Source organism: bacterium (genome assembly GCA_026129405.1).
Taxonomy (GTDB): domain Bacteria; phylum Desulfobacterota; class Binatia; order DP-6; family DP-6; genus JAHCID01.
In genome coordinates this window covers 78975-104920 of sequence record JAHCID010000012.1, presented here as the reverse complement: position 1 = coordinate 104920, position 25946 = coordinate 78975, and the positions used below count along the sequence as shown (strand labels likewise).

General features: G+C 73.3%; 25 protein-coding genes. 13 read left to right on the top strand and 12 right to left on the bottom strand.

Features of this window, described 5'->3' with window-relative positions:
- Positions 1-21 precede the first annotated feature (21 nt).
- The 3 genes from KIT14_25720 to KIT14_25710 are packed head-to-tail and all read left to right on the top strand — an operon-like array spanning position 22 to position 2388.
- Positions 22-789, top strand: a complete 768-nt coding sequence (locus tag KIT14_25720; GenBank protein ID MCW5893917.1) for a 3-hydroxyacyl-CoA dehydrogenase — start codon at positions 22-24, stop codon at positions 787-789.
- A 10-nt stretch (positions 790-799) separates the two neighbouring features.
- A complete protein-coding gene (locus KIT14_25715) occupies positions 800-1699 on the top strand; it encodes an NAD(P)-dependent oxidoreductase (protein ID MCW5893916.1) in 900 nt (299 codons plus the stop codon).
- An 11-nt stretch (positions 1700-1710) separates the two neighbouring features.
- Positions 1711-2388, top strand: a complete 678-nt coding sequence (locus KIT14_25710) for a TVP38/TMEM64 family protein (protein ID MCW5893915.1) — start codon at positions 1711-1713, stop codon at positions 2386-2388.
- Here the strand turns inward: KIT14_25710 and gluQ are convergent.
- Positions 2374-3309, bottom strand: coding sequence for a tRNA glutamyl-Q(34) synthetase GluQRS (gluQ, locus tag KIT14_25705; GenBank protein MCW5893914.1), 936 nt, complete (start codon positions 3307-3309; stop codon positions 2374-2376). The two genes, KIT14_25710 and gluQ, sit on opposite strands and share 15 nt — an antisense overlap.
- A complete protein-coding gene (locus KIT14_25700) occupies positions 3306-3689 on the bottom strand; it encodes a carboxymuconolactone decarboxylase family protein (GenBank protein ID MCW5893913.1) in 384 nt (127 codons plus the stop codon). The genes gluQ and KIT14_25700 overlap by 4 nt, the downstream gene beginning before the upstream one ends.
- A 325-nt stretch (positions 3690-4014) precedes the next feature.
- Between KIT14_25700 and KIT14_25695 the strand changes: the two genes are divergently transcribed.
- Positions 4015-4590 (top strand): hypothetical protein, encoded by a 576-nt coding sequence (locus KIT14_25695; GenBank protein ID MCW5893912.1) that lies wholly within the window; start codon positions 4015-4017, stop codon positions 4588-4590.
- 87 nt (positions 4591-4677) lie between these two features.
- Here the strand turns inward: KIT14_25695 and KIT14_25690 are convergent, their stop codons facing one another.
- Positions 4678-5667: an NAD(P)H-quinone oxidoreductase gene (locus tag KIT14_25690; GenBank protein MCW5893911.1), complete on the bottom strand. Its 990-nt coding sequence runs from the start codon at positions 5665-5667 to the stop codon at positions 4678-4680.
- A 53-nt stretch (positions 5668-5720) separates the two neighbouring features.
- On the opposite strand from KIT14_25690, the gene KIT14_25685 reads away from it, so the two are divergent.
- Positions 5721-6623: a DUF59 domain-containing protein gene (locus KIT14_25685; GenBank protein ID MCW5893910.1), complete on the top strand. Its 903-nt coding sequence runs from the start codon at positions 5721-5723 to the stop codon at positions 6621-6623.
- Positions 6624-6629: 6 nt separating this feature from the next.
- The gene (locus tag KIT14_25680; GenBank protein ID MCW5893909.1) at positions 6630-8549 is read left to right on the top strand and encodes a glycosyltransferase family 39 protein; all 1920 of its coding nucleotides are present in this window, start codon (positions 6630-6632) and stop codon (positions 8547-8549) included.
- 70 nt (positions 8550-8619) lie between these two features.
- On the opposite strand, the gene KIT14_25675 is transcribed toward KIT14_25680, so the two are convergent.
- Complete coding sequence (locus tag KIT14_25675; GenBank protein ID MCW5893908.1) at positions 8620-9198, bottom strand: hypothetical protein; 579 nt, start codon at positions 9196-9198, stop codon at positions 8620-8622.
- 298 nt (positions 9199-9496) lie between these two features.
- On the opposite strand from KIT14_25675, the gene infA reads away from it, so the two are divergent.
- Positions 9497-9715: a translation initiation factor IF-1 gene (gene infA / locus KIT14_25670; protein ID MCW5893907.1), complete on the top strand. Its 219-nt coding sequence runs from the start codon at positions 9497-9499 to the stop codon at positions 9713-9715.
- A gap of 29 nt (positions 9716-9744) precedes the next feature.
- Here infA and KIT14_25665 read toward each other — a convergent pair whose 3' ends face one another.
- Complete coding sequence (locus KIT14_25665) at positions 9745-11742, bottom strand: NAD(+) synthase (protein ID MCW5893906.1); 1998 nt, start codon at positions 11740-11742, stop codon at positions 9745-9747.
- A 50-nt stretch (positions 11743-11792) separates the two neighbouring features.
- Positions 11793-13403 (bottom strand): glycosyltransferase family 39 protein, encoded by a 1611-nt coding sequence (locus KIT14_25660; GenBank protein MCW5893905.1) that lies wholly within the window; start codon positions 13401-13403, stop codon positions 11793-11795.
- An 85-nt stretch (positions 13404-13488) separates the two neighbouring features.
- Between KIT14_25660 and maf the strand changes: the two genes are divergently transcribed.
- Positions 13489-14127: a septum formation protein Maf gene (gene maf / locus KIT14_25655; GenBank protein MCW5893904.1), complete on the top strand. Its 639-nt coding sequence runs from the start codon at positions 13489-13491 to the stop codon at positions 14125-14127.
- Here maf and KIT14_25650 read toward each other — a convergent pair.
- Positions 14076-14381, bottom strand: a complete 306-nt coding sequence (locus tag KIT14_25650) for a hypothetical protein (GenBank protein ID MCW5893903.1) — start codon at positions 14379-14381, stop codon at positions 14076-14078. The two genes, maf and KIT14_25650, sit on opposite strands and share 52 nt — an antisense overlap.
- Before the next feature lie 164 nt (positions 14382-14545).
- Between KIT14_25650 and purE the strand changes: the two genes are divergently transcribed.
- Together purE and KIT14_25640 are read left to right on the top strand one after the other, a co-directional pair.
- On the top strand, positions 14546-15043 hold the full coding sequence (gene purE / locus KIT14_25645; protein ID MCW5893902.1) for a 5-(carboxyamino)imidazole ribonucleotide mutase: 498 nt from the start codon (positions 14546-14548) through the stop codon (positions 15041-15043).
- Positions 15040-16137 carry a 5-(carboxyamino)imidazole ribonucleotide synthase gene (locus KIT14_25640; protein MCW5893901.1) on the top strand — a complete coding sequence of 366 codons (1098 nt, stop codon included), beginning with the start codon at positions 15040-15042 and terminating at the stop codon, positions 16135-16137. The genes purE and KIT14_25640 overlap by 4 nt, the downstream gene beginning before the upstream one ends.
- Before the next feature lie 46 nt (positions 16138-16183).
- On the opposite strand, the gene KIT14_25635 is transcribed toward KIT14_25640, so the two are convergent.
- Positions 16184-17029 carry an SDR family oxidoreductase gene (locus KIT14_25635; protein ID MCW5893900.1) on the bottom strand — a complete coding sequence of 282 codons (846 nt, stop codon included), beginning with the start codon at positions 17027-17029 and terminating at the stop codon, positions 16184-16186.
- On the bottom strand, positions 17026-18237 hold the full coding sequence (locus KIT14_25630; GenBank protein MCW5893899.1) for a CoA transferase: 1212 nt from the start codon (positions 18235-18237) through the stop codon (positions 17026-17028). The genes KIT14_25635 and KIT14_25630 overlap by 4 nt, the downstream gene beginning before the upstream one ends.
- An 87-nt stretch (positions 18238-18324) precedes the next feature.
- Here KIT14_25630 and KIT14_25625 point away from each other — a divergent pair, with 87 nt between their 5' ends.
- The gene (locus KIT14_25625; GenBank protein ID MCW5893898.1) at positions 18325-19200 is read left to right on the top strand and encodes a TIGR01777 family oxidoreductase; all 876 of its coding nucleotides are present in this window, start codon (positions 18325-18327) and stop codon (positions 19198-19200) included.
- A gap of 7 nt (positions 19201-19207) precedes the next feature.
- Here KIT14_25625 and KIT14_25620 read toward each other — a convergent pair whose 3' ends face one another.
- Entirely contained in the window at positions 19208-19864 is a 657-nt protein-coding gene (locus KIT14_25620; GenBank protein ID MCW5893897.1) for a class I SAM-dependent methyltransferase, read from the bottom strand.
- Positions 19865-20245: 381 nt separating this feature from the next.
- Between KIT14_25620 and KIT14_25615 the strand changes: the two genes are divergently transcribed.
- A complete protein-coding gene (locus tag KIT14_25615) occupies positions 20246-20746 on the top strand; it encodes a hypothetical protein (GenBank protein MCW5893896.1) in 501 nt (166 codons plus the stop codon).
- Between the two features lie 20 nt (positions 20747-20766).
- Here the strand turns inward: KIT14_25615 and KIT14_25610 are convergent, their stop codons facing one another.
- Complete coding sequence (locus KIT14_25610; protein ID MCW5893895.1) at positions 20767-22470, bottom strand: beta-N-acetylglucosaminidase domain-containing protein; 1704 nt, start codon at positions 22468-22470, stop codon at positions 20767-20769.
- A 148-nt stretch (positions 22471-22618) separates the two neighbouring features.
- Between KIT14_25610 and KIT14_25605 the strand changes: the two genes are divergently transcribed.
- Positions 22619-24205, top strand: coding sequence for an acyl--CoA ligase (locus KIT14_25605; GenBank protein ID MCW5893894.1), 1587 nt, complete (start codon positions 22619-22621; stop codon positions 24203-24205).
- Here the strand turns inward: KIT14_25605 and KIT14_25600 are convergent.
- The gene (locus tag KIT14_25600) at positions 24180-25910 is read right to left on the bottom strand and encodes an AMP-binding protein (GenBank protein ID MCW5893893.1); all 1731 of its coding nucleotides are present in this window, start codon (positions 25908-25910) and stop codon (positions 24180-24182) included. The two genes, KIT14_25605 and KIT14_25600, sit on opposite strands and share 26 nt — an antisense overlap.
- Positions 25911-25946 lie beyond the last annotated feature (36 nt).

Sequence of the window (25946 nt, the reverse complement as noted above, 5' to 3'; positions counted from 1 at the left end):
GCGAGGGGCTATGCAGGCGCGATGCAGATTGCCGACAGCGTGGCCCTGGTCACGGGTGGAGCCTCCGGTCTCGGTGAGGCCACCGTGCGCATGTTCGTCGACGGCGGCGGCCGCGCCGCCATCCTCGATCGCCCCAACTCGAACGGCGAGGCGCTCGCCGCGTCGCTCGGCGAGCGGGCGGTCTTCACGCCCGCGGACGTGACCAGCGGCCCCGAGGTCGAGGCGGCGGTGAAGAAGGCGGTCGAGCGCTTCGGGCGGCTGACGGCGCTCGTCAACTGCGCCGGCGTCGGGACGGCGGGTCGTACGATCTCGCGCCAGGGCCCGCTGCCGCTCGAGCTGTTCGCGAAGACGATCGAGATCAACCTGATCGGCACCTTCAACTGCATCCGCCTCGCCGCCGCGCAGATGGCGACGCAGCCGCCGAACGCGGAAGGCGAGCGCGGCGTGATCGTCAACACCGCCTCGGTGGCGGCGTTCGACGGCCAGATCGGCCAGGCCGCGTACGCGGCCTCGAAGGGCGGCGTCGTCGGCATGACCCTGCCGATCGCGCGCGACCTGGCGTCGATGGGCATCCGCGTCTGCACCATCGCGCCGGGCACGTTCGACACGCCGATGCTGGCGATGGCGCCGGAGGCCGTGCGCCAGGCGCTGGGCGCGCAGATCCCGTTCCCGTCGCGGCTCGGGCGCCCGCCGGAGTTCGCGTCGCTGGTGCGCGAGATCACCACCAACATGTTCCTGAACGGCGAGGTGATCCGCCTCGACGGCGCCATTCGCATGGCGCCGAAGTAGGGAGCGCGACGTGGGCAGCGAGCAGGTCGGCGTCGTCGGGCTCGGCAACATCGGCGGCGCCGTCGCGCGGAATCTCCTCGCGGACGGCTACGCAGTCACGGTGTACGATGCCGTTCCCGAGCGCGTGACCGCGCTGGTCGCCGAGGGGGCACAGGGGGCGACGGACGTCGCCGCAGTGGGGCGCGCGAGCGCCTTCACGTTCGTCTCCGTCCCGACGCCGGCCGTCATGGAGGAGGTCGCGACCGCGTGGCTCGCGGCCGCCGCGCCCGCCGCCGTCCTGATCGACCTCACGACGAACGCACCCGCCACCGTGCGGGCCGTGGGCGAACGGATCGCCGCCGCCGGCCGCCACCTCCTCGAGGCGCCGCTCACCGGTGGTGCGCCGGGCGCGCAGGCGCGGATGCTGGTCTTCATGGTGGGCGGGGAGGCGGCGGCGTACGCGCGCGCGAAGCCGCTTCTCGACCGCCTCGGGCGGGCGAGCTTCCACCTGGGCGGGCTCGGGCTCGGCAACACGGCGAAGCTCGTGAACAGCCTGCTCGCCTTCACGGCCACCGTCGCGTCGCTCGAGGTGCTCGGCGTCGCGGTGCGGGCCGGCATCGATCTGCGCGCGATGATCGACGTCGTGCGCGCCGGCGGCGCCGGCAACATCTTCACCGACCGTATGGTCGAGGGCATCAACGAGCGCGGGCGGCCGACGATGTTCGCGCTCGCGCTCGCGGCCAAGGATGCCGGGCTGCTCGTCGAGCTCGCGCGCGAGCAGGCGGTGCCGGTGCCGATCGCGGCCCAGGTCGCGCAGACGCTCGTCGCCGCCGTGGGCGCGGGGCTCGGCGAGCGCGACTTCACCGACCTCGTCGAGCTCGTCGAGCGACAGTCGGGCGTGCGCTTCTCGCTGGCGCCGCCCCGCACCTGATCCGCGTCCGCATGTCCCCGCCGCTCCGCCTCGCGCTCGCCGTCCTGCTGGTCGCCGCCGCCTGCATCGCCGTCGCCCATGTCGCGCCGCCGGCGTGGCTCAGCGTCGACGGCATGCGGCGCGCCGTCGAGGCGGCGGGGGTGCTCGGGCCGCTCGTGTTCCTCGGCGTCTTCGTCGCGGGGTTCTTCATCCCCGGCCCGGAGATACTGTTCGCGGCGCTCGGCGGCATCCTGTTCGGCGGCCTCCCGGGGTTCGTCTATGCATACGTCGCGAGCCTGATCGGCACGACGACCACGTTTTTCCTCGTGCGCTACACCGCGCAGGAGTATGCGCAGCGGGCGCTGCGCGACCGCTTCGAGTGGATCCGCGCGCTCGACGAGCGCCTCGTCCATCGCGGGGTGCTGACGGTCACCGGCCTGCGCCTGCTGCTCTTCCTCTCGCCGCCGCTCAACTGGGCCCTCGGCGCGACGCGCGTGCGCACGAGCCACTACGTCTTCGGTACCGCGATCGGGATCGTTCCCGGGCTGGCGGCGGCGGTGTACTTCGGCGACGTGCTCGGCGCCACCGGCTCGGTCTCGGATGTGCTACGCCCCGGCGTCGTCCTGCCCGCTGCGGCGGCGCTGCTCCTGGTCGCGACCGTCGCCGTCGCGGCGCATCGCCTGCGCGCCGGTCGCTCAGGTCGCGCCTGACGGCGGCAGGCGTACGCTCGTGCGGCCGCGCAGGCGCGTGCGGTCGAAGCCGCGCAGGAGGTCGGCGGGCGTGTCGCCCGGTCCGAGGTCTAGGAGCGTCGCGAGACGGCGAAGCACGCCGCTCGGGCTCTCGCCGTCGGCGCGCAGGTCGCGCAGCGTCATGCCGCGCGCGCGCTTGGCGAGGCGGGCACCGTCGTGGTCGACCACGAGCGGGGCATGGGCGAACCCGGGCGGCGTGCCGCCGAGGAGGCGCGCGAGGAGCACCTGCCGCGGGGCCGAGGTGAGCAGATCGTGGCCCCGCACGACCTCCGTGATGCCCATCGCGAGGTCGTCCACCACGACCGCGAGCTGGTAGGCGAACGCGCCGTCGCCGCGGCGGAGCACGAAGTCGCCGATCGTCGCCGCGACGTCCTCGACGACCCGGCCGGCGAGGGCGTCGACGACGACGACGGGTCCGGCGGGGACACGCAGGCGCAGCGCGGGCGGGCGGCGCCACGGGCGCGCGCGCGGATCGCGATCGCGGCAGGTGCCGGGATAGCGCGGCCCGTCGTCGCCGTGGGGAGCGCTGGCGACGCGGGCGATCTCGCGACGCGAGCAGTCGCAGCGGTAGGCCAGCCCGGCGGCTTCGAGGCGCGTCGCAGCGTCGGCGTAGCGGGCCAGACGCTCGGACTGGCGATAGGGGGCGACGGGACCGCCGACGTCGGGCCCCTCGTCCCAGGCGAGGCCGAGCCAGCGCAGGTCCTCGAGCTGCCGCCGCTCCGCGCCATCGACGACGCGCGGCGCGTCGAGATCCTCGACGCGCAGGACGAAGGCGCCGCCCGCAGCGCGCGCCGAGAGCCACGCGAGCAGTGCGGTCGCCGCCGAGCCGAGATGCAGGTCGCCGGTGGGCGAGGGTGCGAAGCGGCCGCGGTAGCGGGTCAGGGCTGCGGAGTCCCCAGCACGTCGGCGGCGGCGTTCAGGGCCTGCACCGCGGCGGGCACGCCGGCGTAGCAGGCCGTTTGCATGAGGACCTCGATCAGCTCTTCGCGCGTGATGCCGAGATTGAGGGCGCCGTAGAGGTGCGCCTTCAGCTCGTCGGTGCGGCCGAGCGCCGCGAGCTGGGCGACGGTGCACAGGCTACGGCTGCGGGTGTCGAGCCCCGGCCGGGACCAGAACATTCCGAAGACGAACTGCGTCACGAGGCCGAAGAACTCCGGAGCGAGTCGCTGCGCCGGCAGCAGCTGGGCACCGGCCTGCACCCCCCAGAGGCGGGCCGCGATCTCGCGGCCGCGGGCCATCCAATCGTCGTCGTGCTGCGTCATGGGAACACCTCCTCGTCGGGCGCGCGCTATAGCTCTGATAGGTGCATCAATAAACCAGTTGACGGTTTCGACGGCGTCATATTAAGCGGGGTTCGCGTCCATCCCGACGACCGGTCGCAGATCCGCCTCGTGCGACTCGGCGCCACGAAGGAGGTCGACGAAGCGCGAGCGTGCTGCACGTCCCGACGGTCGAGCACGAAGGTCGCCGCGCCTTGCCGCTCGCACCCGTCGGACGTCGTGCCGTCGAAGTGCGACGCGGGGTTCAAACCTGCGGGGGGTGCGGCGGGCCCCCGCCGAATCGTCAGGCAATCTCAAGGGGGGTGTCATGAAGAAGCTGCTCGTGGTTGCGGGTGCGCTGCTGATCGCCGGTCCGGCGTTCGCGCAGTCGTTCAACGTGCCCGCGAAGGCGAAGGGCCTGAAGGGCGAGCTCGTGAAGGCGTTCGACGACTGTACGTCGCCGACGACGTTCACGAATCCGCCGGTCGCGCTGCCGGCTTGTTCGGTCGTCACGCCGGATCCGATGTGCAACTTCGGGTCGAAGGGTGCGGGCAAGTTCAGCGCCGGCGTCAGCAAGACCGACATCAAGGTCGGCGCCACCCTGAGCGGTCTCACGGGCTGCGACGGGGAGACCCTCACCATCGGCGCGAACAGCCGCGTCACCACCACCGACTGTCAGTCGGGTGGCGACTGCACGGTCGTCGACCTGGTCGGCTTCCCGATCGGCAGCTGCGTCGTGACCGCCGGCAAGTGCTCGGTGAAGACGACGGTCGAGGGCGCCATCGGCCTCGGCACGAACGTGTTCAAGGAGGGCCAGGTCGTGAGCATCGAGATCCTCGGCGCCGACGTGCTTCGCGCCGGTCTGCGCACGTTCTCGATGGGCCTGCGTATCGGTCCGAAGTGAGGCGACGATCGGATCGCGTCGCCGTCGTGCGACGCGACTGATCGACACGACGCCCGGGACGCGCCTGCGTCCCGGGCGTCGCCGTGTTCAGCGCACGCGCAGCACGATCTTGCCGAAGTGCGCGCTCGCCTGCATGCGCCGGTGCGCCTCCGCGACGTCGGCGAGGGGCAGCACGGCGTCGATCGGGGGGCGCAGACGCCCGGCCCGCAGCGCAGCGCCGAAGCGATCGAGGAAGGCCCGCACCACGTCCGATTTCTCCGCGGTCGGGCGACTGCGCAGCGTCGAGCCGATGACGCTCTGACGTCGCAGCAGCAGCGCGCCCAGATCGAGCTCGGCGAACGTGCCGCCGCCCATGAGGCCGATGACCACGAGGCGGCCGCCGACGGCGAGCGCACGCAGGTTGGGCTCGAGGTAGGTCGCGCCGACGTGATCGAGCACGACGTCGACGCCGCGGCCGTCGGTGCGCGCGCGGACCGCGTCGGCGAAGTCGCCGGCGGTGTAGTCGAGCGCGAGGCTGGCGCCGAGGGCCTCGCAGCGCCGGCCCTTCTCGGCGCTTCCGACGGTGACGAAGCACGGGTTGCCGGTTTCACGCAGCAGCACGATGGCCGCCGTGCCCACGCCGCCACCGCCGCCATGGACGAGCGCGGACTCACCCGCCTGCAGGGCGCCGAGCCGCGGCAGGAAGAGGTTCGCGAAGGCGGTGAGGAACACCTCGGGGACGCCGGCCGCTTCCTCGTCGGTGAGGGCGTCGGGCACGGGCATGACGCTGCCATGATCGACGGCGACCTCTTCCGCATAGCCGCCGCCGGGGAGCAGCGCCATGACGCGCGTGTCGACGGCGACGTCGCGCACGTCCGCGCCGATCTCGATCACCTCGCCGGCGCACTCGAGCCCGAGCACGTCGGTGACGCCCGGCGGAGGCGGGTAGAGGCCCTGGCGTTGCAGCAGGTCGGCGCGGTTCACCGCCGCGGTCGCGACGCGGATGCGGACGTCGGCCGGCCCGAGCAGCGGCGCCGGCACCTCGCCCAGCGCGAGCACGCTCTCGTCGCCCGGTTGCCGCACGATGACCGCCCGCACGCGGCCCTGCTCAGCATGGTAACCCCGGGGAGTCAACGGTATAGTCGCCAGCCATGGGGATCCTGCTTGCGGTGCTCGCCGTCGTCGCGTTGGCGGTGGTGGTCGTGCGTCTGTGGCGCCGCGTCGCGGAGATGGAACGCCGGCTGACGGAGGTCCGGCGGCTGGAGCGCGCGGTGGACGACGTCCGCGGGGTGCTCGATCGCGGGCTCGCGGTGACTCGTGCGCATCTGGCCGACGTGGCGGCGGGCCGCTCGGTGCCGCCGACGCTCATCGAGCGCGGCGATCCGATCCGCGACGTCGAGGCGGCGCCGGCCCTGGTCCTCTGGGAGCAGCATCCCGATCTCTTCGTGCTCGACGTGCGTACGCCCGCCGAGTACGCGAGCGGCCACATCCCGCGCTCGCGGCTCGTACCGCTCGACGAGATCGAGGACCGGTTGAACGAGCTGCCGTCGCGCGAGACGCCGCTGCTGGTCACCTGCGCGGCGGGCGGGCGAAGCGCATCGGCGTGCGCGATCCTCGCCGACCGCGGCTACACGCGTCTTCTCAATCTCGCGGGCGGCATGCACGCGTGGACGGGACCGCGCGAGCGCGCGGCCGACGCCCCGCCACCCGCGCCGGCGCCCGCGAACACCGGGACGAGCGTGCAGTACCGGGGCGGGCCGGTCGTCGCCGATCAGGTGATCGCGGCCATCCGCCAGTGCTTCGATCCCGAGATCCCGCTGAACGTGTACGACCTCGGGCTCATCTACGACGTCGACATCGACGAGGCCGCGATCGCCATCAAGATGACGCTCACCTCCGAGGGCTGCCCGTCGGCGCGCCAGATTCCCGAGGACGTGAAGCAGAAGGTCGCGGCGCTGGGACAGCCCAACGTCCGGGTCGACGTGGTGTTCGATCCGCCCTGGCACCCGGTGCGCATCAGCGCCGAGGGCAAAGAGAAGCTCGGGTTGTCCTGAGCGGCCGTGTCGCGCGATCCCGCCGCCGACGCGGCCGTCTGCGGGCTCCTCCTGCTCGCGACGGCTTGTGCGACCGGTCTCGCCCTCGGCGTCGCTGGCGTATTCTCGCTCGCGCCGATCGCGACGCTTGCGGCGCTCGCCGGCGTCGCGGGATGGTGGTGGCGGCCGCGCGACGGCGTGCCGCGATCGTCGCCCGCCCGCTGGTGGGAGCCGCTGCTCGTCTTCCTCGTCGCGGTCGTGTTCTACCTGCCCGGCTACGACGTGGTGGTCTACGGGTCGGACGCGACCGCCTACCTCGACGTCGGCGCCTACCTCGCGCGCACGGGCTCGCTCGCGATCGCCGATCCGGTGCTGGATCGCATGCCGGTGCCGCTCCAGCGTCGCGTCTTTCCGGTCGCGGTGCCGGGCGAGGTGCCCGGTCTCTATCGCAGCATCGCCGGGCTCGTGTTCGACGGCTACGCCTCGCCGGTGTGGTCGACGTTCAGCGCCCTGCCGTCCGTATGGCTCGGTCTCGGTTGGGCGGCGGGCGGCGAAACGGGAGCGCGCGCCGTGACGCCGCTCCTCGGTGCGACGGGCGTGACCGCCGTCTTCCTTCTCGTCCGTAGGTTGGCCGGGCGCACGACGGCGTGGCTCGCGGCCGTGCTGCTCGGCATGGCGCTCCCGCAGGTGTTCTTCGCACGCTTGCCGATGGGCGAGGTGGGCGGGCAGGCGTTCCTGTGGCTCGCGCTCGTTGCGTTCCAGCGCTACCACGATACGCGGGCACCGGTCGCAGCGATCGCCTGCGGCGCCGGCCTGGGGCTCGCGACCGTCGCACGCATCGAGTACGCGCTCTTTCTCCCGCTCGCGTTGCTGCTCGGCGAGATCGCCGGCCGCGGATGGCGTACGCGTCTTCCCGCGCTCGCGCTCCCGCTCGTCGTCCTCGGACTGATCTGGGCCACCGTCGCGACCCTCGTCCTGGTGCCCACGCACTATCGTGCCGCCCTCGCGTGGACGCTGGACCTCCGGCGCATGGCGGCCGCGGGTGCGGCGGCGCCCTGGCAGGGAGCCCTGCTCGCTGTCTCGGCGCTCGCGGCCGCGGCCTTCCTCTGGCAGCTCCGCGGCCGGGGCGCGCTGATGCGGATCGGCTTCGTCGTCCTGCTCGCGGCGTGGGCGGCGCTGTACATTGGTCTCGGGCGCTCGCGTGCCGCCGGCGGCGCGCTCTGGTGGCTCCCCGACTACGTCGGCTGGGGGGCGACGGTGCTCGCGGTGCCGGGGCTGCTGTGGCTCGCCTGGCGCGGACCCGACGGCCCGAGCGGACGGCTCGCGCTGCTGCTCGCCGCGGTCACGGGCGCTCACCTCGTGCTCGACCTCCACGCGGCGGGCGCCGCGGTGTGGGCGGGCCGGCGCCTGCTGCCGGTCGTGCTTCCGGTCCTCTGTTGGGGCGTCGCGAGCGTCGTCGTGACGATCGGCGCGCGCCTGCGCGGGCTGGGCGTCGCCGTCGCGGTCGTGGTGCTCGTACTCGCTGCGCGCCCCGTGCGCGCGCTGGTCGACGCCAACTACTGGGAGGGCGCCGGTGCCCAGGTCGCCAGCCTCGCGGCGCGCTTTCCCGTCGGCACCGTATTGCTGCTCGACGCCTCGCTGCGCGAGACGCTGCTCGACGTCGGTCTCTGGCTCGTCCACGGGCGCACCAGCATCGTGCTGCCGGGACCGTCCGGTCAGCTGGAGACGGTTCCTGCGCTGCTCGTCGCGGCGAAGCGCACACGCGTGTTCCTGCTGTCGCACGGCATGACGCCGATGCCCGACCGCCCCGGATTGCGCTTCGTGCCGGTGGAGGGGGGCTCGCTCAAGCTTCGTCTACCCGGCGGTGCGACCGGCCGGACCGTGCTCCTGCCGGTGAAGGCGTTCGAGGTCTTCTTCGCGCGGGCCAAGCCCGCCGAGCCGAAATGAAAAGAGCCGGGAGGTCTTGCGACCTCCCGGCTCCCTTCAGCCGATTGGCTCGGAGTAGTCGACGGGCGACTTACTTCGGGCCGATCTTGATACCGGACGAGAACGTCCGGAGGCCGTTGTGGAGCACGTCCACACCGAGGATCTCGATGCTGACGACCTGACCGTCCTTGAAGACGTTCGTGCCGAGGCCGATCGCGCCCTCGACGGTGGTCTTGATCGAGCACTTGCCACCGGAGACGACGCAGCTGCCGACCGGGAAGCCGATGAGGTCGACGACCGTGCAGTCACCGCCCGACTGGCAGTCGGTGGTGGTGACGCGGGCGTTGGCACCGGCGGTGAGGGTCTCACCGTCGCAGCCGGACAGGCCGCTCAGCGTGGCACCGATCTTCGCGTCGGTCTTGCTGACGCCCACGCCGAACTTGCCGGCGCCCTTCGAGCCGAAGTTGCACGACGTGTCCGGCGTGACGACCGAACAAGCCGGCAGCGCGACCGGCGGATTCGTGAACGTCGTCGGCGACGTACAGGCGTCGAACGCCTTCACGAGCTCGCCCTTCAGGCCCTTCGCCTTCGAAGGCACGTTGAAGGACTGGGCCATCGCCGAGCTGGCGATCAGCGCCACGCCCACGAACCCAAGAACAACCTTGCGCATATCCCCTCCTGATCTGTTGGTGTGTGGTTGATGGTCTCCGGGCTACTGGCCACCGAACCCCAGTTTGACGAGCGAGCGTGTACTTTTGGCGGTCTGGGATGTCAACATATTTTTCCCCGCGAAAGCGCCGATTTCTCTCGACACCCCGCGTCGTTGCACGCCTGCAACGGCGCGCGCGGGGTGCGCTAGATAGCTTGCGGATGGAGGCGTGCCGTGCGGGTCATCGATATCCGACTGGCGGATGCGGGGAGGCGTCCCGAATTGCCCGCGTGGGGTCGTCGTGCTACCAGTGCCGGTCTTGGCTCGCGACGACCTCATTCAGATCAAGGGCACCATCGTCGAGGCGCTCGCCGGGGGAAACTACCGGGTGAAGGGCGACAACGGCATGGAATTCCTCGCCAAGATCGGCGGCCGGATGCGCCGGTATCACATCCGCGTGATCGCGGGGGATCGTGTGACGATCGCCGTCTCGCCGTACGATCCGACCCACGGCCTCATCGTCTTCCGCGGCGGCTGAGGCTGGCTGGTCGCCTCGAGGTCCGGGGCCTACGCTTCCGGGATGCCCTCGGCGTCGGCAAGCCAGGCGGCCGGCGACGCGTCGGCGGGCATGCGCCAGTCGCCGCGCGGCGAGAGCGAGCCGCCCGAGCCGACCTTCGGCGCGCCGGGCTGACAGTCGCGTTTGAATTGGCTCGCGAAGAAGCGGCGGACGAACACGATCAGCCAGCGCCGGATCTCGCCGATCGCATAGCGGTCGCCGAAAGCCGCCAGCGCCAGCCGGGCCACGCGGCGCGGCCCGAAGCCGAAGCGCAGGATGTGGTAGAGAAAGAAATCGTGTAGCTCGTACGGGCCGACGAGGTCTTCCGAGCGTTGCGCGATGTCCCCGGCGGCGGTGGGCCGCAGCAGCTCCGGGCTGATGGGCAGGGCGAGCACGTCGCGCAGCACCGCGGCGACGGCCGGCTCGCCGGCGAACGGCACCTCGGCCGACCATCGGATGAGCTCGGAGACGAGCGTCTTCGGCACGCCGGCGTTGACGCCGTAGTGCGACATGTGGTCGCCGCCGTAGGTCGCGAAGCCGAGCGCCGCTTCCGACAGATCGCCGGTGCCCACGTCGATGCCGCGCTCGCGCGAGGCGACGGCGAAGAGCAGCATCTTGCGCGTCCAGGCCTGGACGTTCTCGAACGTGACGTCCTCGACCGCCGGATCGTGGCCGACGGCGGCGAAGGTCGCGTCGGCCAGCGGGCGGATGTCGGTCTCGCGCAGCGTGATGCCGAGCGCCGTAGCGAGCGCGCGGGCGGCGCGATGGGTGGCGTCGGACGTGCCGAAGCCCGGCATGGTCACCGCGACGACGTCGTGACGCGCCAGCCCGACGAGGTCGACGGCGTGGACGGCCACGAGGAGCGCGAGCGTCGAGTCGCGACCGCCGGAGACGCCGAGGACGAGCCGGCGGGCGTCCGGAGGAAGGGCGTCGAGGCGGCGCGCCAGGGCGGTCGCCTGGATCGCGAAGATCTCGCGGCAGCGCGCGGTGCGCTGTGCCGGATCGTCGGGGACGAAGGGCAGCGGCCGCACGGTGCGGCGCAGCGCATGCCAGACGTCGCCGGGACGCGGGTCGCGTACCGGCGTCGCCGCCACGCGTCGGGCCGCCACCGCGTACTGCGCCGCGTTCTGTGCGAACGACGTCTGGCGCATGCGGTCCTGCGCCAGCGCCAGGAGGTCGACGTCGGCGACCGCGAAGCTGCCGTCGCGTGCGAAGCGCTCGGTCTCGGCAACGAGCTCGCCGCGATCCGCGATCATCCCATGGCCGTCCCAGGCGAGGTCGGCCGACGACTCGCCGAATCCGGCGGCCGAGTAGAGCTGCACCGCGAGATGCTTCGCCGCGGCCATCTGCACGAGCGCGCGACGGTACTCGAACTTGGCGACGGTGACGTTCGACGCGGAGAGGTTGGCGAGCACGGTGGCGCCGGCGAGCGCGGCGCGGGCGCTGGGCGGGACGGGCGTCCAGAGATCCTCACAGACCTCCGTATGGAGGACGAAGTCGGGGACGTGCGGGAGCGCCAGCAGGACGTCCGTGCCGAAGGGGACGCGCTCGCCGAGCAGGTCGGTCGTGTCGACGCGTGCCGTCGCCGCGGGCTGGAACCAGCGCAGCTCGTAGAATTCGCGGTAGTTCGGCGGATAGGCCTTCGGCGCCACGGCGAGGACTCGGCCGCCGTAGAGCGTCGCCGCGCAGTTGTAGAGGGCGCCTTCGACGCGCAGCGGGAGCCCGACGGAGAGACACAGATCGAGGTCGGCGGTGGCGCGCGCGATCGTGGCGAGGGCGGTGCGCACGGCGTCGAGCAGCGGCTCCTGGAAGAGGAGGTCGCCGCACGTGTACGCGGACAGCCCGAGCTCCGGGCAGACGGCGTAGACCGCTCCCTCGGCGTGTGCCTGGCGCAGGAGCCGCAGATGCGCGTCGGCGTTCCAGGCGGGATCGGCGACACGCATCGCCGGCACGCACACGGCGACGCGCGCGAAGCCGTGCCGGCGGACGTCGAGGAACCCGGGATCCACGGCTCGCGATCATAGCCTGGGCCTCCCGGGGTTCCCACCGCCGCGGCGGCCTACGGCGTGCCGGGCGCCGCGGTCGGACGTGGTACGGAGCCGAGGAGCAGCCGTCGGGGGCCCTCCCACCACACGTACCAGGGGCCGGCGCGGTCGAGGACGTCGCGGTGTCGCCGGGTGGTCGCGACCAGGACCAATGGGTGGCGCACTCGCAGCCGGGCGATCTGCCGCGGCCGGTGGAGGTGGCGGACGGGGCGCTCCAGGGCGAAGCTCAGCGACGCCGCACGGATCTCGTAGGCGACGATGGGCACGTTCGCGTCGGGCGGAACGTGCGCGCGCGCCGCGGCCGCGAGCGGCGCCATGCTGACGACGTCGGCGAGGCGTGGCAGCGCGACCGTGTGGAAGACGTGGAGCCCGGCGGCCATGGCGAGCGCGAGAGCGGCGAGCGCGGCAGCGTCGCGCCGGCGGGTGAGCAGCCAGAGGACGAGGATGCCGGCCGGGATCGCACCCCAGGCGAGCCAGGCCGCCGGCGCGAGGCGTCCGTCGTACGTCCACGTCGCCGCCACGAGCGCGATCGGCGGGGCGACGATGCAGCCGAGCGCCGCGAGCCCGAGGCCCAGCTGGGCGAGGGGCGGCAGGCCTCGCGCATCCGACAGCCAGCCGGCGAGCGCGCGGCCGACGAGGAGGGCGAGCGGCGGCAGCGCCGGCAGCACGTAGATCGCCTGCTTGCCCGACGACAGGCTGAAGAGCGCGACCACGATCGTCGCCCACGCGGCGCAGAAGCGCGCGGGCGCATCGGCGCCGAGCGGACGCGCCGCACGCAGGGCCGCCGGCAGGAGCAGGCTCCACGGCAGGAAGCCCACCAGCAGGACCGGCAGGTAGAGGAGGGCGCTGCGCGGGTGCAGCGACGTCGTGGGGGCGAAGAATCGCTGCACGTGCTCGCGCAGCACGAGCTGCGGCAGGTAGGGCGGGTCGAGCACGGCGACCGCGACCATCCAGGGCAGCGTCGACGCGAGGACGGCGCCGCCGGCGACCAGCAGCGGGCGCGCGTGCAGCAGAGCCAGGCGCCGGGTGAGCGCCGCTTCGACGACCGCGACGAGGGCGATGACGAGGGGAGCGGCGAAGCCCTTCGTCAGCGTGCCGAGCCCCGCCGCCAGCGCCGCGGGAACCAGGGCCGTGCGGCGCGGCAGTGCCCGGAGGCCGGCACGGAGTGCGACCACGCCAAAGGTGATCCACAGGGCGAACGTCATGTCGGGAGACGCGAGCCGTGCGACGAGCGCGAATCCTGCCGCAGTCGTGAGCACCGTCGCCGCGCTCATGCCTGCGAGCGGACCCCACCAGGCGGCGCCGCAGGCGCCGGTGATCGCGACGATCGCGATCGCGGCGAGTGTCGACGGCAGCCGCGCCATCCCGATCTCGACGCCGCCGGTCGTCAGGGCGGCGGCGGCCAGCCAGTAGTAGAGGACGGGCTTGCGGCGGTAGGGCGTGCCGTCGAGCGTCGGCAGCAGCCAGCCGCCGGGCGGCGTCGCCACCGCGAGCTCGCGTGCGATCTCGGCGTGCCGTCCCTCGTCGGGATCCCAGGGCGGCGGCGTCCCGAGTCCCGGCAGCAGCACCAGCGCTGCCAGCGCCAGGCTCGCGAGCGCGATGGCGACGACGACGCGCGTGGGCACCCCGCGCGCTGCTAGCGGGCGCGCCGAGGCCGGGCAAGCCGGCGCCGCTTGCGCCGCGCCGGGCGCGCCGATCTACTCGCGCGCCATGGGATCCACGTCGGCATCCTGCGTGCTCGCCTCGGCCTCGCCGCGCCGTCGCGATCTGCTGGCGGCGCTGGGCGTCGGGTTCGACCGCGTCGTCACCGCGCTCGACGAGCGGGCGATCGCCGCGGGCCGCGCCCCCGCCGCCGGCGCGCTCGCCGTCGCCGTCGCGAAGGCCGAGGCGGCGCCTGCGGACGCGCGTCCGATCCTCGCGGCCGACACGATCGTCGTGCTGGGCGACGACGTGCTCGGCAAGCCGCACGGCGCCGACGACGCGGCCGCGATGCTGACGCGCCTCGGCGCGCGCGAGCACGACGTGATCACCGCGGTCGCCCTGCGCGCGGGCACGGTGCTGCGTACGGCGATCCGCACGAGCCGGGTGCAGATGCGCGCCTACACCCCGACCGAGATCGCCGCCTACGTCGCCACCGGGAGCGCCCTCGACAAGGCGGGCGCCTACGGCATCCAGGACGAGCCGTTCCGTCCCGTCGCTGCCATCATCGGGTGCTGGTGCAACGTCATGGGCCTGCCGCTGTGGACGGCGGTGCGCCTGCTCGACGACGCCGGCTGCGCGGTGTCGCGGCGACCGGATCAGGCGTTCCCGCGCTGCGCGTCGTGTCCGCTCGCTGCCGATCCGGGGTGACGGAGGACGTGGTCGCCGAGCAGATGGACGTCGCCGCCGCGCCAGTTCGGGCGGCTCTTGAGACCGGGGATGAGCCAGCGCGCGTGGTGCTTCACGCGGCGCAGGAAGACCTGCACCTCCGGATGCGGACCGGTCGCACGGTAGATGCCGTGCGCGGCGGCGAAGAGCCCGAACATCGCGAGGAAGATCGCAGCCCACACCATGAGCCAGCGCCGGTCGCTGCGCGCGACCTCGCGCCGATGCGCGGATTGCATAGGACCAACGTCCACTCGCGGCTGCATGGCTCGATCGGGCTATACCGCGGCCGCGGGCCACGCACCAGTCGGAAAAACCCCGAGACGGTGGTTTCTCGACCCGACCTGCCGAACGCGGTACAGGGACGTCCGCGGGAGGCAGGGACCGAGATGGGGATGCGCCGATGAGCGCGCCGCTGGTCGGCATCGTCATGGGCTCGCGCTCGGATTGGGGGACCATGCGGCATGCGGCCGAGACGCTCGACCGGCTCGGCGTCGCGCACGAGGTCCGCGTCGTCTCGGCCCATCGCACCCCGGACCTCCTGTTCGAGTACGCCGCGGCGGCCGAGGGCCGTGGTCTCGAGGTCCTGATCGCGGGAGCGGGCGGGGCAGCCCACCTCCCGGGGATGACTGCCGCCAAGACGGTCCTGCCGGTGCTCGGCGTTCCGGTCGAGTCGAAGGTGCTGCGCGGGGTCGATTCGCTGCTCTCCATCGTGCAGATGCCGGCCGGCATCCCGGTGGCGACACTGGCCATCGGCTCGGCCGGGGCGACGAACGCGGCCCTGCTCGCGGCCGCGATCCTGGGCGCTCGGCACCCGGCGATCCGCGAGGCTCTGCGCCGCTTCCGCCACGAGCAGACGGACGCGGTGCTGGCGGCGCCCGACCCGCGCACGACGAAATGAGGATCGGCGTCCTCGGCGGGGGCCAGCTGGGCCGCATGCTGGCGCTCGCGGGCATGCCGCTGGGCCACACCTTCACGTTCCTCGAGCCGGCTCCCGAGTCGACGCGCGATCTCGGCCGCGTGATCGCGGCGTCGGCCGAGGACGCGGCGGCCCTGGACGCGTTGGCCGACGCGGTCGACGTCGTCACGTACGAGTTCGAGAACGTTCCCGTCGCGGCCGCGCGCGCCCTGGCCGCGCGTGTGCCGGTGCACCCGCCCCCCGAGGCGCTGGCGCAGGCACAGGATCGGGTCGTCGAGAAGCGCTTCTTGCGCGCGCTCGGCGTGCCGACGCCGGATTTCGCCGTCGTGGACGATCGCGTCGGCCTCGCGGCCGCAGCCGAACGGCTGGGGCTGCCGCTGATCCTGAAGACGCGACGCTTCGGCTACGACGGCAAGGGGCAGGTCGTGGTGCGTACCGCCGACGACCTCGACGGCGCCTGGGCGGCGATCGCCGGGCGCCCGGCGATCGCCGAGGCGTTCGTAGCGTTCACGCGCGAGCTGTCGGTGCTGGCCGTGCGCGGGCACGACGGCGGCGTCGCCTGCTGGCCGCTGGTCGAGAACCGTCACGTGGCCGGCGTGCTGCGCCTGTCGCTCGCTCCGGCACCCGACCTGACGCCGGCGCTCCAGGCGTTGGCGGAGGGGCACGCGCGGCGGGTGCTCGATGCGCTCGGCTACGTCGGCGTCCTCGCGCTCGAGCTGTTCCAGGTGGGCGACGCGCTCCTCGCGAACGAGATGGCGCCTCGTGTGCACAACTCCGGGCACTGGACGATCGAAGGCGCTGCGACGAGCCAGTTCGAGAACCACGTGCGCGCGGTGACCGGGGCGCCGCTCGGCGCGACCACGATGCACGGCGTGGCGGCGATGGTGAACCTGATCGGCGCCTGGCCGGATCCGGCCGCGCTGCTCGCCGTGCCGCGCGCGCACCTCCACCTCTATGGGAAGGCGCCGCGGCCCGGTCGCAAGGTCGGGCACGTGACGCTGCGGGCCGGCACCGCGGCGGCGCTCGCCGAGCCGCTCGCCCGCGTGCGTGCGCTCGCCGACGCCGCAGCGTGCTGACCCGCCCAGGGGCGGCGCGCGCGGCTTCCGTCCGCGCCGAGCGGCGTCAGCGTGCGCCGGCGAGGATGCCGGCGTAGCCCTCGCGGAAGGTCGGGTAGCGAAAGACGTAGCCCGAGGCGCGCAGGCGGCTTCCGTCGCAGCGTTTGTTGCCGCCGCGCTCGCGCGGCGCGGACGGGACGCGCCGCGGGCGGGCGACGCCGAGGCGGTCGGCGAGCCAGTCGAGCACCACGCCGCGCTCCGCGGGCTCGTGATCGACGCCGAGCCAGATCGGCGCGGGCGACGGCAGTGCCAGCAGGTGGGCGATGGCGCCCGCGCAGTCGTCGCGATGGATGCGGTTCGTCCACACCGGCGGATCGGCGGCGACGACCGCCGTGCCGGCCCGTACCTCGTCGACGAGGCGGGTGCGCCCGGGGCCGTAGATGCCGGCGAGCCGCAGCACGGCGGCCGGGACGCCGGACGCGAGCGCGAGCCGTTCGCCCTCGCGCAGCCGCCGGCCGGCGAAGTGCACGGGATCCGCCGGCGAGTCCTCGTCGACCCAGCCGCCGTCGTCCTGCGCGTGGACCGCGGTGCTGGAGACGTAGACGAGGCGGCGCAGCGGTGCACCGGCATCGCGCAGGCGCGTGAGCACGTGACCCAGCCCGTCCACGTAGGTGCGGCGGTAGGCGTCGTCGTCGCGGCGATCCGCGGCGGCGGCGTACACGAGTGCGTCGACGTCGCCGGGGAGGACTGCGAGCGTCGCCGGGTCGGCGAGGTCCGCGGCGAGCGGGACGATCGCCGCGGGGAGGTGCGCCGGATCGCGTCGCAGCCCGAGCACGCGATGGCCCTCGCCGGCGAGCCGCAGCCCGAGCGCCGTGCCGACGTCGCCGCAGCCGGCGATGAGGACGCGGGTCAGACGACCTCCGCCTCGCGCAGCGCCGCCACCTCCTCCCACGTCATGCCGAGGTGCTCGATCAGGATCTCCTCGGTGTGCTGCCCGAACTCGGGTGCCGGCAGACGAATGCCGCCGGGGGTGTCGCCGAGGCGTACGGGGACGCCGAGCACCTCCGTCGGCCCGAAGCTCGGGTGGTCGAAGGCGACGACGTAGCCGTTCGCACGCACCTGCGGGTCGTCGGGCAGGTCGTCGACCGAGTTCACGCGCGAGACGATGAAGTCGCCGCCGGCGCCGAGGCGCGCGAGCCACTCGTCACGCGGTCGCGTGGCGAAGGTGGCGTCGAGCAGCTCGACGCACGCGCCGCAGTTCATCATGCGCGCGTTCATCGTCGCGAAGCGCTCGTCGGTCGCGGCGTCGGGCACCTCGAGCACCGCGCACAGCTGCGCCCAGTAGCGATCGGCCTGGATCATCGACAGCGCGAGCCATTGTCCGTCGCCGCACTGGTAGTGGTTCCAGAGCGGGTTCGTCGCATAGGCGCGCATGGTGCGCGGCAGCGCGCGGCCCAGCATGAGGCGCGCCGAGAGGCCGAGCCCCTGCAGCCACGCCATCGAGCCCAGGTGCGAGGCGTCGACGGTTTGCCCGCGCCCGGTCTTCTCGCGCGCGAGGAGCGCGGCGAGCACGCCGTAGGCGAGCATCACGGCGCCCATCTGATCGGCGATGCCGCCGGCGATGGCGAGCGGCGGCATGTCCGGCTCGCCCGCCGCCAGCATGATCCCCGAGCGCGCGAGCCCGAGGTAGTCGAACGACGGCGCCGTGCTCTCCGCGCCGTCCGGTCCGTAGCCGGTGGCGCTCGCGTACACGAGACGCGGGTTGCGCGCGCACAGGGTCTCGGCGTCGAGACCGAGCCGCGCCGCGACGCCGTGCCGGAAGTTCTGGACGAACACGTCGGCGCCGTCCGCGAGGCGGCGCACGAGCTCGACGCCTTCCGGCTTCTTCAGGTCGACGGTGATGCTCCGCTTGTTGCGGTTGTTGGCCTCGAAGTAGAAGTTCGGCCGATCGCTGAGATCGAGCCCCTGCGCGCGCAGCACGCCGCGGCCGGGGTCGCCGCCGACGCGTTCCTCGACCTTGATGACCTCGGCGCCGAGATCGCCCAGCATCACGGATGCGACCGGACCCTGCTGCCAGATCGTCCAGTCGACGACGCGGATTCCGTCGAGCGGCATCGCCATGCGGGCGGAGGTCGCACGGACGCCGCCGGGCCGCAAGCATCGCGGGGCGGGCTTCTGTCGCGGGAGGGCGGGTGCTAACGCCGGCGCATGCGGGTGATGGTGACCGGGGGGACGGGGTTCGTGGGGGTCGCGCTGCGGCAGGCGTTGGCGCAGGCCGGACACGACGTCGTGCTCGTGACCCGGCGTCCGGCGTCGGGCGACGCCGCCGTGTCGTGGGAGGCGCTGCCGCAGGCCGTCGCCGGCATGGATGCCGTCGTCCACCTCGCCGGCGCGCCGATCGCCGCCGGCCGCTGGACACCCGCGCAGAAGGCCGCGATCCGCGACAGCCGCGTCGACACCACGCGTGCGATCGTGCGGGCGCTCGCCGCCAGCCCGGTCCGCCCGCAGGTCCTCGTGAGCGCCTCGGCGATCGGCTTCTACGGCCCGCACGGCGACGAGCCGCTCGACGAGGACGTCCCGGCGGGCGCCGGCTTCCTCGCCGACGTCTGTCGCGCCTGGGAGGATGCGACCCGCGACGCCGAGTCCCTCGGCGTGCGCGTGGTGCGCGTGCGCCTCGGCGTCGTGCTCGCGGCCGGGGGCGGCGCCCTCGGCGCGATGCTGCCGCCGTTTCGTTTCGGGCTCGGCGGACCGCTCGGCGGCGGGCGTCAGTGGACGTCGTGGATCCACCGCGACGACGTCGTGGCGCTCGTGCTCGCCGCGCTCGGCGACGCGACCTGGTGCGGCGCCGTCAACGCGACGGCGCCGCACCCGGTGACGAACGCGACGTTCGCCCGCGCGTTGGGCCGCGTGCTCCGTCGCCCCGCCGTGCTGCCGGTGCCGGCGTTCGTTCTACGGCTCCTCGTCGGCGAGATGGCGACGATGCTGCTCACGGGCCAGCGCGTGCTGCCCGCCGTCGCGACCGCACACGGGTTCGTGTTTCGCTTCCCCGACCTGGACGCCGCGCTCGCCGACTGCCTCGTCTGACGAAGCGTCAGCGCTTGCGGACGAGGAAGAGCCCGTCGGCGATCGGCAGCATCACCGCATCGACGCGCCGATCCTCGGCGAGCGCGTCGTTGAGCGCGCGCAGCGCCACCGTGCTCTCGTCGGTGTTCGCGGCGTCGGCGACGCTGCCCGACCAGAGGACGTTGTCGAAGACGATGAGGCCGTTCGGTCGCAGGCGCGCGAGCAGCTCCTCGTAGTAGGCGCGGTAGCTCGGCTTGTCGGCGTCGACGAAGGCGAGATCGATCGCCGGCGAGACGGGAAGGGCACGCAGCGTCTCGAGCGCCGGCCCGAGTCGCAGCTCGATGCGGTCTTCGAGCCCGGCCCGCTCCCAGGAGCGTCGGGCGACCGCGGTCCACTCCTCGCTGACGTCGCAGCAGAGGAGGCGGCCGCCGGGGGCCAGGCCCCGGGCCAGGGAGATCGCGCTGTACCCTGTAAAGGTTCCCACCTCGACCACGAAGCGCGCCCCCAGGAGACGCGCGAGCAGAGTGAGGAAGGCGCCTTGCTCCACGGCGATCTGCATCATGCTGACCGGGCCGAGGGCAGCGGTTTCCGCCGCCAGATCGGCGAGAACCGGATCAGGGGCCGGATTGTGCGCAACCAGGTAGCCGTACAGCTCGGGCGTCAGGCGGGTGAACTTTTCGTGCATGGGATACCTCCGAAAGGGGTGGCGTCGGCCGGTTCGGTGTCGGACCGGACAGTGTGCGCGATCGACCGCTCATCATGCGCTCTTGCGCCATTGCAATCTTTGACAGCGAAGCAGATCTGCATACAGACATGCTCGCGTGGCGGCGAGTATGACGGAAACCCTCGATCGCACTGATTATTCCTTGACACGGGAACAGGCCGGGCAGTAACGCTTTGGCGTTCGCTGGGTCGAAGGCTGAAGCAGCAGATGAAATCTCGGAGGTGGTCCGTGTCGTATCGTTCCTCGTTGGCGCGAAGCGTTGCCGTCGGCATTCTTCTGGCGGCGTCGGTCGCCGGCGCGCACGACGAACCCCGTCGCGCGAAGACGATCAAGGCGCCGCTCGTGACTGCCTACAAGGCCTGCACCTCGCCGAACACGCTGACTGCCGGTCCGATCCCGGTGCCGGCATGCAGCCCGCCGATTCGCAACGACGAGCTGTGCGGCTTCCAGGGACCGTTCTTCCGCGCCGGATACGGCAAGGCGGCCGGCGTCACGACGCCCCTCGGCGACTTCAAGCTGAGCTTCACGGCCAAGAACCTCGGGCCGGGCTGCGAGGGCCGCACCCTGTGCGCGGTCGCGTCGGTGCGTCTCACCACGCAGCGCTGTCTGCAGTCGCCCTGCACGATCGACATCCCGCAGTGGCTCAGCAACACCATCACCGGATGCTGTGTCGTCAGCGGTGGCACGTGTCGGGTGAGCACGAGCATCAACAGCGAGATGCTGGGTGTGCTCGAGCAGGGTGAGAAGACGGGCATCGAGATCCGCGGCTGCGGCCTGAAGCGCGTCAACGGCCCCGACGTGCCGAGCGATTTGACCTTCACCTGCGGCGTGCTCGCGCCCTGAGCGCATGACCCGGGCAGCGCTCACGGCAGTGTGAGCCCGGTCGCGTCGCCGGCAGCCGTCGTGACCACGAGCCGCATCGGCACGCCGTGCGTGCGCGGCACGGTCGTGTCGAAGCGACCGTCGTCGTCGAGCGCCAGCGGTGCGGCGTCGATGGCGGCGGAGAGCGCGCTGCCGGCGCCCTGGCGTGCGAGCCAGGCTTGGTGGCGATCCCGGACGAGCGCGAGCAGACGGTCGTACTGGTTGCGACCGGTGACCAGCTCGAGGCGTTCGAGGCTCCACGGCAGGAGGTAGAGGTGCTTGCCGTGGACGTTCAACCCGAGGGCCGGGCAGAGGGTGCGGTCCGCGCCGGTGATCGGGCCGAGGGATGCGAGATAGGCGCCGAGGTCGGCTTCGGGAACGCCCGGCAGTGCGGCCGCGCATCGCGCGACTTCCGCCGGGTCCGGCGGCACGGCGCGTCCGGTCAAATGCAGCGACCCGTCCGCCGGCGTGATCGAGAGGTCGACGAGCGCCGGCTTCATCGCACGCAGCATGGCGACGACGTGCATCGCGGTGGCGGCGTGCGCCGCCATCTCGTCCACCCAGGGCGCGATCTCGGTGCGCAGCGGCGCGGAGGTCGCCTCCGCGCGCAAGGCGGCCGCCGCCGTACGCTGGCGGCTCGCCTCGTCCTCGAGCGCGGCGACGCCCGGCACCCAGTCCGGACCGTCGAGCATGGTCTCGATCGCGTCGACGGCCGCCGTCCACGCCGGCGCGTCGGAGAAGCCCGCGGTCAGCGCCGAGCTGCGCGTCTGCTCCGCGAGGACCCGGAGGGCGCCGCTCGGGTCGAGCTCGGCGAGCGACGCGACCCATGCGCTCTCCGCGTCGTAGGTCGCCGGCATCGCGAAGTAGCGTGCGGCGCTGCCGAGCGCGACGAGGCTCGCGTACGGCTGCGTCATCGGATTCAGCAGGTGGCCGGCGAGTGCGTCGGCGAGGTCGGGATCGCGTCCCGCGAACGGCCCGAGGTGCAGGCTGTTCGCGAGGACGGTGTCGTTCACGGGGAAGTTGTCCCAGAGCACGATCGGGTGCGCGCCGAGACAGGCGGCGCGTGCCCGCGCCTCGGCGCCGGTGATCGTCTGCGCGAACACGCCGGAGCCCGTCCACGCGATCGGTATGCCGCGGCGCAGACGTCGTCCGAGCTCGACGTCGTAGGCGCTGCACGCGTTGCCGGCGTAGTCGGTCGGCACCATGAGCGCGAGGCCGGGGAGCCCCCGCCGTCGCAGCCAGCGGTCGACGCCGTTCGCGAGCGCGGCATGCGCGCGTGCCACGGCGGGTCCTTCCCGGCCGCCGAAGCGCGCGACGTCGCCGGCGTCGACGAGGCCATCGGGTACGTCGTCGAAGAAGAGCGCGAAGCGCCGCACGCCGGCGCGCGCGACCTGGCGCAGCTTGCGGCCCAGCGCACGGCGGTCGTCGGCGCAGGTGTAGCGGAGGTCGAGCGCGGGGCTCACGGCCCAGACGAACCGCACCCGCGCCGCGCGAGCGACGCCGACGGTCGCGCACAGATCGGCGAGGACGTCGTCGGGATACGGCTCACGCCAGCGGTCGCGGTGGTAGGGGTCGTTCTTGGGACCGTAGACGAAGGTGCGCAGCCCCTTCTGGCCACAGAACCGGATGACGTCGCGCCGCGCCGGGCCGCTCCACGGTCGCCCGTAGTAGCCTTCGACCACGCCGCGCAGAGGGGTCCTCGCCATCGCCGTGCCGCTCGTGAGGACGACGGCGAGCGCTACGAGCGCCGCCCGGCATCGCCTCGAGCGCGAGTATGCGTCGCCGTCCGCGTGTGGAGCAACACGTCCGCCGCGGTGGACATCCCGGGCGCGAGTCGGGCACAGTGCGGCGCGCATGGCGGCGCCTGCCGACACCCTGCCGGGGCTGCTCGCCGCCGCGGTCGCGCGCGATCCAGCGCGGTCGGCGTTGCTGTCGGCACGCGGGTGCGTCGACTACGCCGGGCTCGAGGCGCAGGTAGACGCGTTGGCCGCCGGGCTCGCGGCGCGGGGGGTGACGGCGGGGACGCGCGTCGGGCTCCTCCTACCGAACTGGCCGGAGTGGCTCGCGCTGGCGTTCGCCGTGTGGCGACAGGGCGCGGTCCTGGTGCCGCTCTCGACGCTCTATACGGCGCGCGAGCTCGCACACGCGCTGCACGTCGCCGAGGTGTCGACGCTGATCGCCGTGCGCGGGTTCCTCCGTCACGACTATGCCGCCCGCCTGGATGCGATCGCGCCCGGTCTCGGGGGCGGCTCGGCACCGCGGACCGACGCGCTGCCCGCGCTGCAGACGGTCGTGCTGCTGGAGACGCCGGCGGCCGACGTCGCGGTCGACCTCGCGCCGCTGCGCGCTCGGGCAGGAGACCCGCCGCCGTGTGCCGCCCGCCCCGAGATGGCGGCGACCATCTGCTTCACGTCCGGCTCGACGGCCGAGCCGAAAGGGGTCGTGCACACGCAGCGCGCGCTCTGTCGCGCCGCCGTGGCGAACGCGCGCGTGCTGGGCATCGGGCCCGAGGATCGCACCTGGGGGTACCTGCCGTTCTTCTTCGCGGGCGGCCTCGTCGCGGTCGGGCTCGGCACGCTCGCAGGCGGCGGCGCGGTGGTTCTCCAGGACGTGTTCGAGCCCGCGGCCACGCTGCGGCTACTGGAGGAGGAGCGCGTCACCGTGTTCTTCGCGTGGCCGCATCAGGCCGAGGCGCTGCTCGCCGAGCCCGGCTTCGCACGTGAACGGTTGCACCTGCGCAAGGGCGTCGGCGCGAACGCGCGCTGGGCCGCGGCGCTCTATCCCCCCGACCACCACGCGGTCGGCTCGTGGGGCATGACCGAGATGCCGCCGCTCGCCACGGCGTGGCCGTGGGACGCCCCGCTCGCGCGCCGGGCCGGAAGCCACGGTCCGCCCGTCGGCGAACGCGAGCTGCGCATCGTCGATCCGCACACCGGCGCGGTGCTGCCGTCCGAGCAGGACGGCGAGATCTGCCTGCGCGGACCGGAGCTCATGACGGGCTATCTCGGCATGCCGCGCGAGGCCTGCTTCGACGCCGACGGCTTCTTCCACACGGGCGACCTCGGGCACCTCGACGCCGACGGGGCGCTCCACTTCGTCGGGCGACTGCGCGACGTCATCAAGACCGCGGGCACGAACGTGGCGGCGGCGGAAGTCGAAGCGGTGCTTGCGGCGCATGCCTCGATCGCGGCGGCGTACGCCGTCGGCGTGCCGGAGCCGCGCCGTGGCGAGGACGTCGGCGCCTTCGTCGTCGCGCGCGGCGTGTTCGATTCCGCTGCGGTGCTCGCGCACTGCCGCGCGCACCTGGCCAGCTACAAGGTGCCGCGCCACCTCTGGCTGCGGCGCGAGGAGGAGCTGCCGCAGAAGGGCAGCGGCAAGGTCGACAAGGCGGCGTTGCGCGCGGAGGCCGCGCGCCTCACAGGCGCCAGCGGCGGGTCCTGATCGCCTCGAGCTCGTCGGGACCGAGCGGACGGTAGGTGCGGGCGTCGTCGTCGCGCACCAGCAGCGCGTCGGAGACGCGCGACGGATCGAAGGCCTCGGCCGCGAGCTGCTGCTTGCGCTGCTTCTGCGTGCCCGTGACCTCGACCATCGCGACGAGGCGCAGGAACGCGGGGAGGGCGTAGCGCGGCAGGTGGCGCTCGACGTGCGCGTAGAGCGCGGCCGCGTCGAGCTGGCCGGGCTCCGCGAGGACGAGGGCCGCCATGCCCGCGCGGCCGTCCTCGCCCGGAACGGCGACGCCGTAGACGCACGACTCGGCCACGCCCGGTGCGCCGTTGAGGACGTCGGCGACCTCCTGGGTCGCGACGTTCTCGCCCTTCCAGCGGAACGTGTCGCCCAGCCGATCGACGAAGTAGTAGTAGCCGTCGGCGTCGCGGCGCAGGAGGTCACCGCTGCGGAACCAGGCATCGCCTGGGGCGAACAGATCGCGCACCAGCTTGTGCTCCGTAGCGGCACGATCGGTGTAGCCATCGTACTCCATCGCGCCGGCGACGCCCACGCGGCCGAGCAGCTCACCGGCCTCGTCGGCATCGCAGGCGACGCCGCGCCCTTCGGGCGTGCGGAGCAGATCGCCGGTGGCTGGATCGATGCGTGCGAGCGCCACTTGATCCTCGAGGAGCGCGTGCGGGCGGCCAACGGAGCCGACGCGGTTGTCGAGGTTCTGCAGTGCGACGTTGCCCTCGGTCGCCCCGTACATCTCGACGATGCGGGGGACGCCGAAGCGCTCCTGGAAGGCCGTCCACACGTCGGGCCGCAGCCCGGCGCCGGCGGCGACGCGCAGCGCGTGGTCCTTGTCGTGCGGCGTCGGCGGTTGGCGTAGGAGATAGCGACAGAGTTCGCCCACGTACACGAACGCGACGGCGCCGTGCCGCCGGACGTCGTCGAGGAACGCCGAGGCGCTGAACTGGCAGCGCGATGCGAACGCGGCGCCGGCGCGGAACGCCGGCGCGAAGCCCACGAAGAGGCTCTCGCCGTGATACAGCGGGAGCGGGGCGTAGACGGTGTCGCCGGGTTCGATGCCCAGCAGCGCGGCCAGATGCAGGCCGCCCATCGAGAACTTCAAGTGTCGGACGATGGCCGGCTTCGGGTAGCCGGTGGTCCCTGACGTATAGATGTACAGAAAAACGTCTCCACCGCGGACGTCCGGGATGTCGGGCTCGGGAGCGTGCGTCGGTCGCACGTCGTCGAGGGGGACGACGCCGGCGGGGAGGACGGCGCTCGAGGGAGCGTCGGCGAAGAAGCGAACCGGGTGGGAGCCCGCCACGTCGGCGAGCGCCGGCACGGCGTCGGCGTCGCAGACGCCGAGGGTCGCGCCGGCCGCCCGGAGCACATGCGCGAGACCGTCGCCGGTCACGTGCGTGTTGACGAGGGCGGCGACGGCGCCGAGCTTCGCGACCGCGCCGAGGGCGAAGAGGAACAGCGGGCTGTTGCGCGCGAGGAGCGCAACCGGGGTGCCGGGCGTCGCACCGGCGGTGCGCAGCGCGGCGGCCAGGCGGTTCACCTCGCGGTCGTACTCGCCGAACGTCGTCGTGCCGTTCTCGAACCGGAGTGCGATGCGATCCGGAATCGCGGCGGCCTGGGCACGAATCTGGGGGCCGAAGGTGTCCGTCGATTCCCGGAGCTGAGAATATACCTCGCGCAGGTCCACGCCGGCGGGGTAGCAAGCGATCGCGTGTGGTCGCAA

What these genes read in the sequence shown, in the direction of transcription:
- KIT14_25620 (MCW5893897.1), bottom strand. Translation starts at nt 19,864, where the DNA reads ATGCACGAAAAGTTCACCCGCCTGACGCCCGAGCTGTACGGCTACCTG.
- KIT14_25650 (MCW5893903.1), bottom strand. Translation starts at nt 14,381, where the DNA reads ATGCAATCCGCGCATCGGCGCGAGGTCGCGCGCAGCGACCGGCGCTGG.
- KIT14_25630 (MCW5893899.1), bottom strand. Translation starts at nt 18,237, where the DNA reads ATGGCGATGCCGCTCGACGGAATCCGCGTCGTCGACTGGACGATCTGG.
- KIT14_25720 (MCW5893917.1), top strand. Translation starts at nt 22, where the DNA reads ATGCAGATTGCCGACAGCGTGGCCCTGGTCACGGGTGGAGCCTCCGGT.
- purE (MCW5893902.1), top strand. Translation starts at nt 14,546, where the DNA reads ATGAGCGCGCCGCTGGTCGGCATCGTCATGGGCTCGCGCTCGGATTGG.
- KIT14_25675 (MCW5893908.1), bottom strand. Translation starts at nt 9,198, where the DNA reads ATGCGCAAGGTTGTTCTTGGGTTCGTGGGCGTGGCGCTGATCGCCAGC.
- KIT14_25640 (MCW5893901.1), top strand. Translation starts at nt 15,040, where the DNA reads ATGAGGATCGGCGTCCTCGGCGGGGGCCAGCTGGGCCGCATGCTGGCG.
- KIT14_25605 (MCW5893894.1), top strand. Translation starts at nt 22,619, where the DNA reads ATGGCGGCGCCTGCCGACACCCTGCCGGGGCTGCTCGCCGCCGCGGTC.
- maf (MCW5893904.1), top strand. Translation starts at nt 13,489, where the DNA reads ATGGGATCCACGTCGGCATCCTGCGTGCTCGCCTCGGCCTCGCCGCGC.
- KIT14_25610 (MCW5893895.1), bottom strand. Translation starts at nt 22,470, where the DNA reads ATGGCGAGGACCCCTCTGCGCGGCGTGGTCGAAGGCTACTACGGGCGA.
- KIT14_25625 (MCW5893898.1), top strand. Translation starts at nt 18,325, where the DNA reads ATGCGGGTGATGGTGACCGGGGGGACGGGGTTCGTGGGGGTCGCGCTG.
- KIT14_25710 (MCW5893915.1), top strand. Translation starts at nt 1,711, where the DNA reads ATGTCCCCGCCGCTCCGCCTCGCGCTCGCCGTCCTGCTGGTCGCCGCC.
- KIT14_25695 (MCW5893912.1), top strand. Translation starts at nt 4,015, where the DNA reads ATGAAGAAGCTGCTCGTGGTTGCGGGTGCGCTGCTGATCGCCGGTCCG.
- KIT14_25685 (MCW5893910.1), top strand. Translation starts at nt 5,721, where the DNA reads ATGGGGATCCTGCTTGCGGTGCTCGCCGTCGTCGCGTTGGCGGTGGTG.
- KIT14_25700 (MCW5893913.1), bottom strand. Translation starts at nt 3,689, where the DNA reads ATGACGCAGCACGACGACGATTGGATGGCCCGCGGCCGCGAGATCGCG.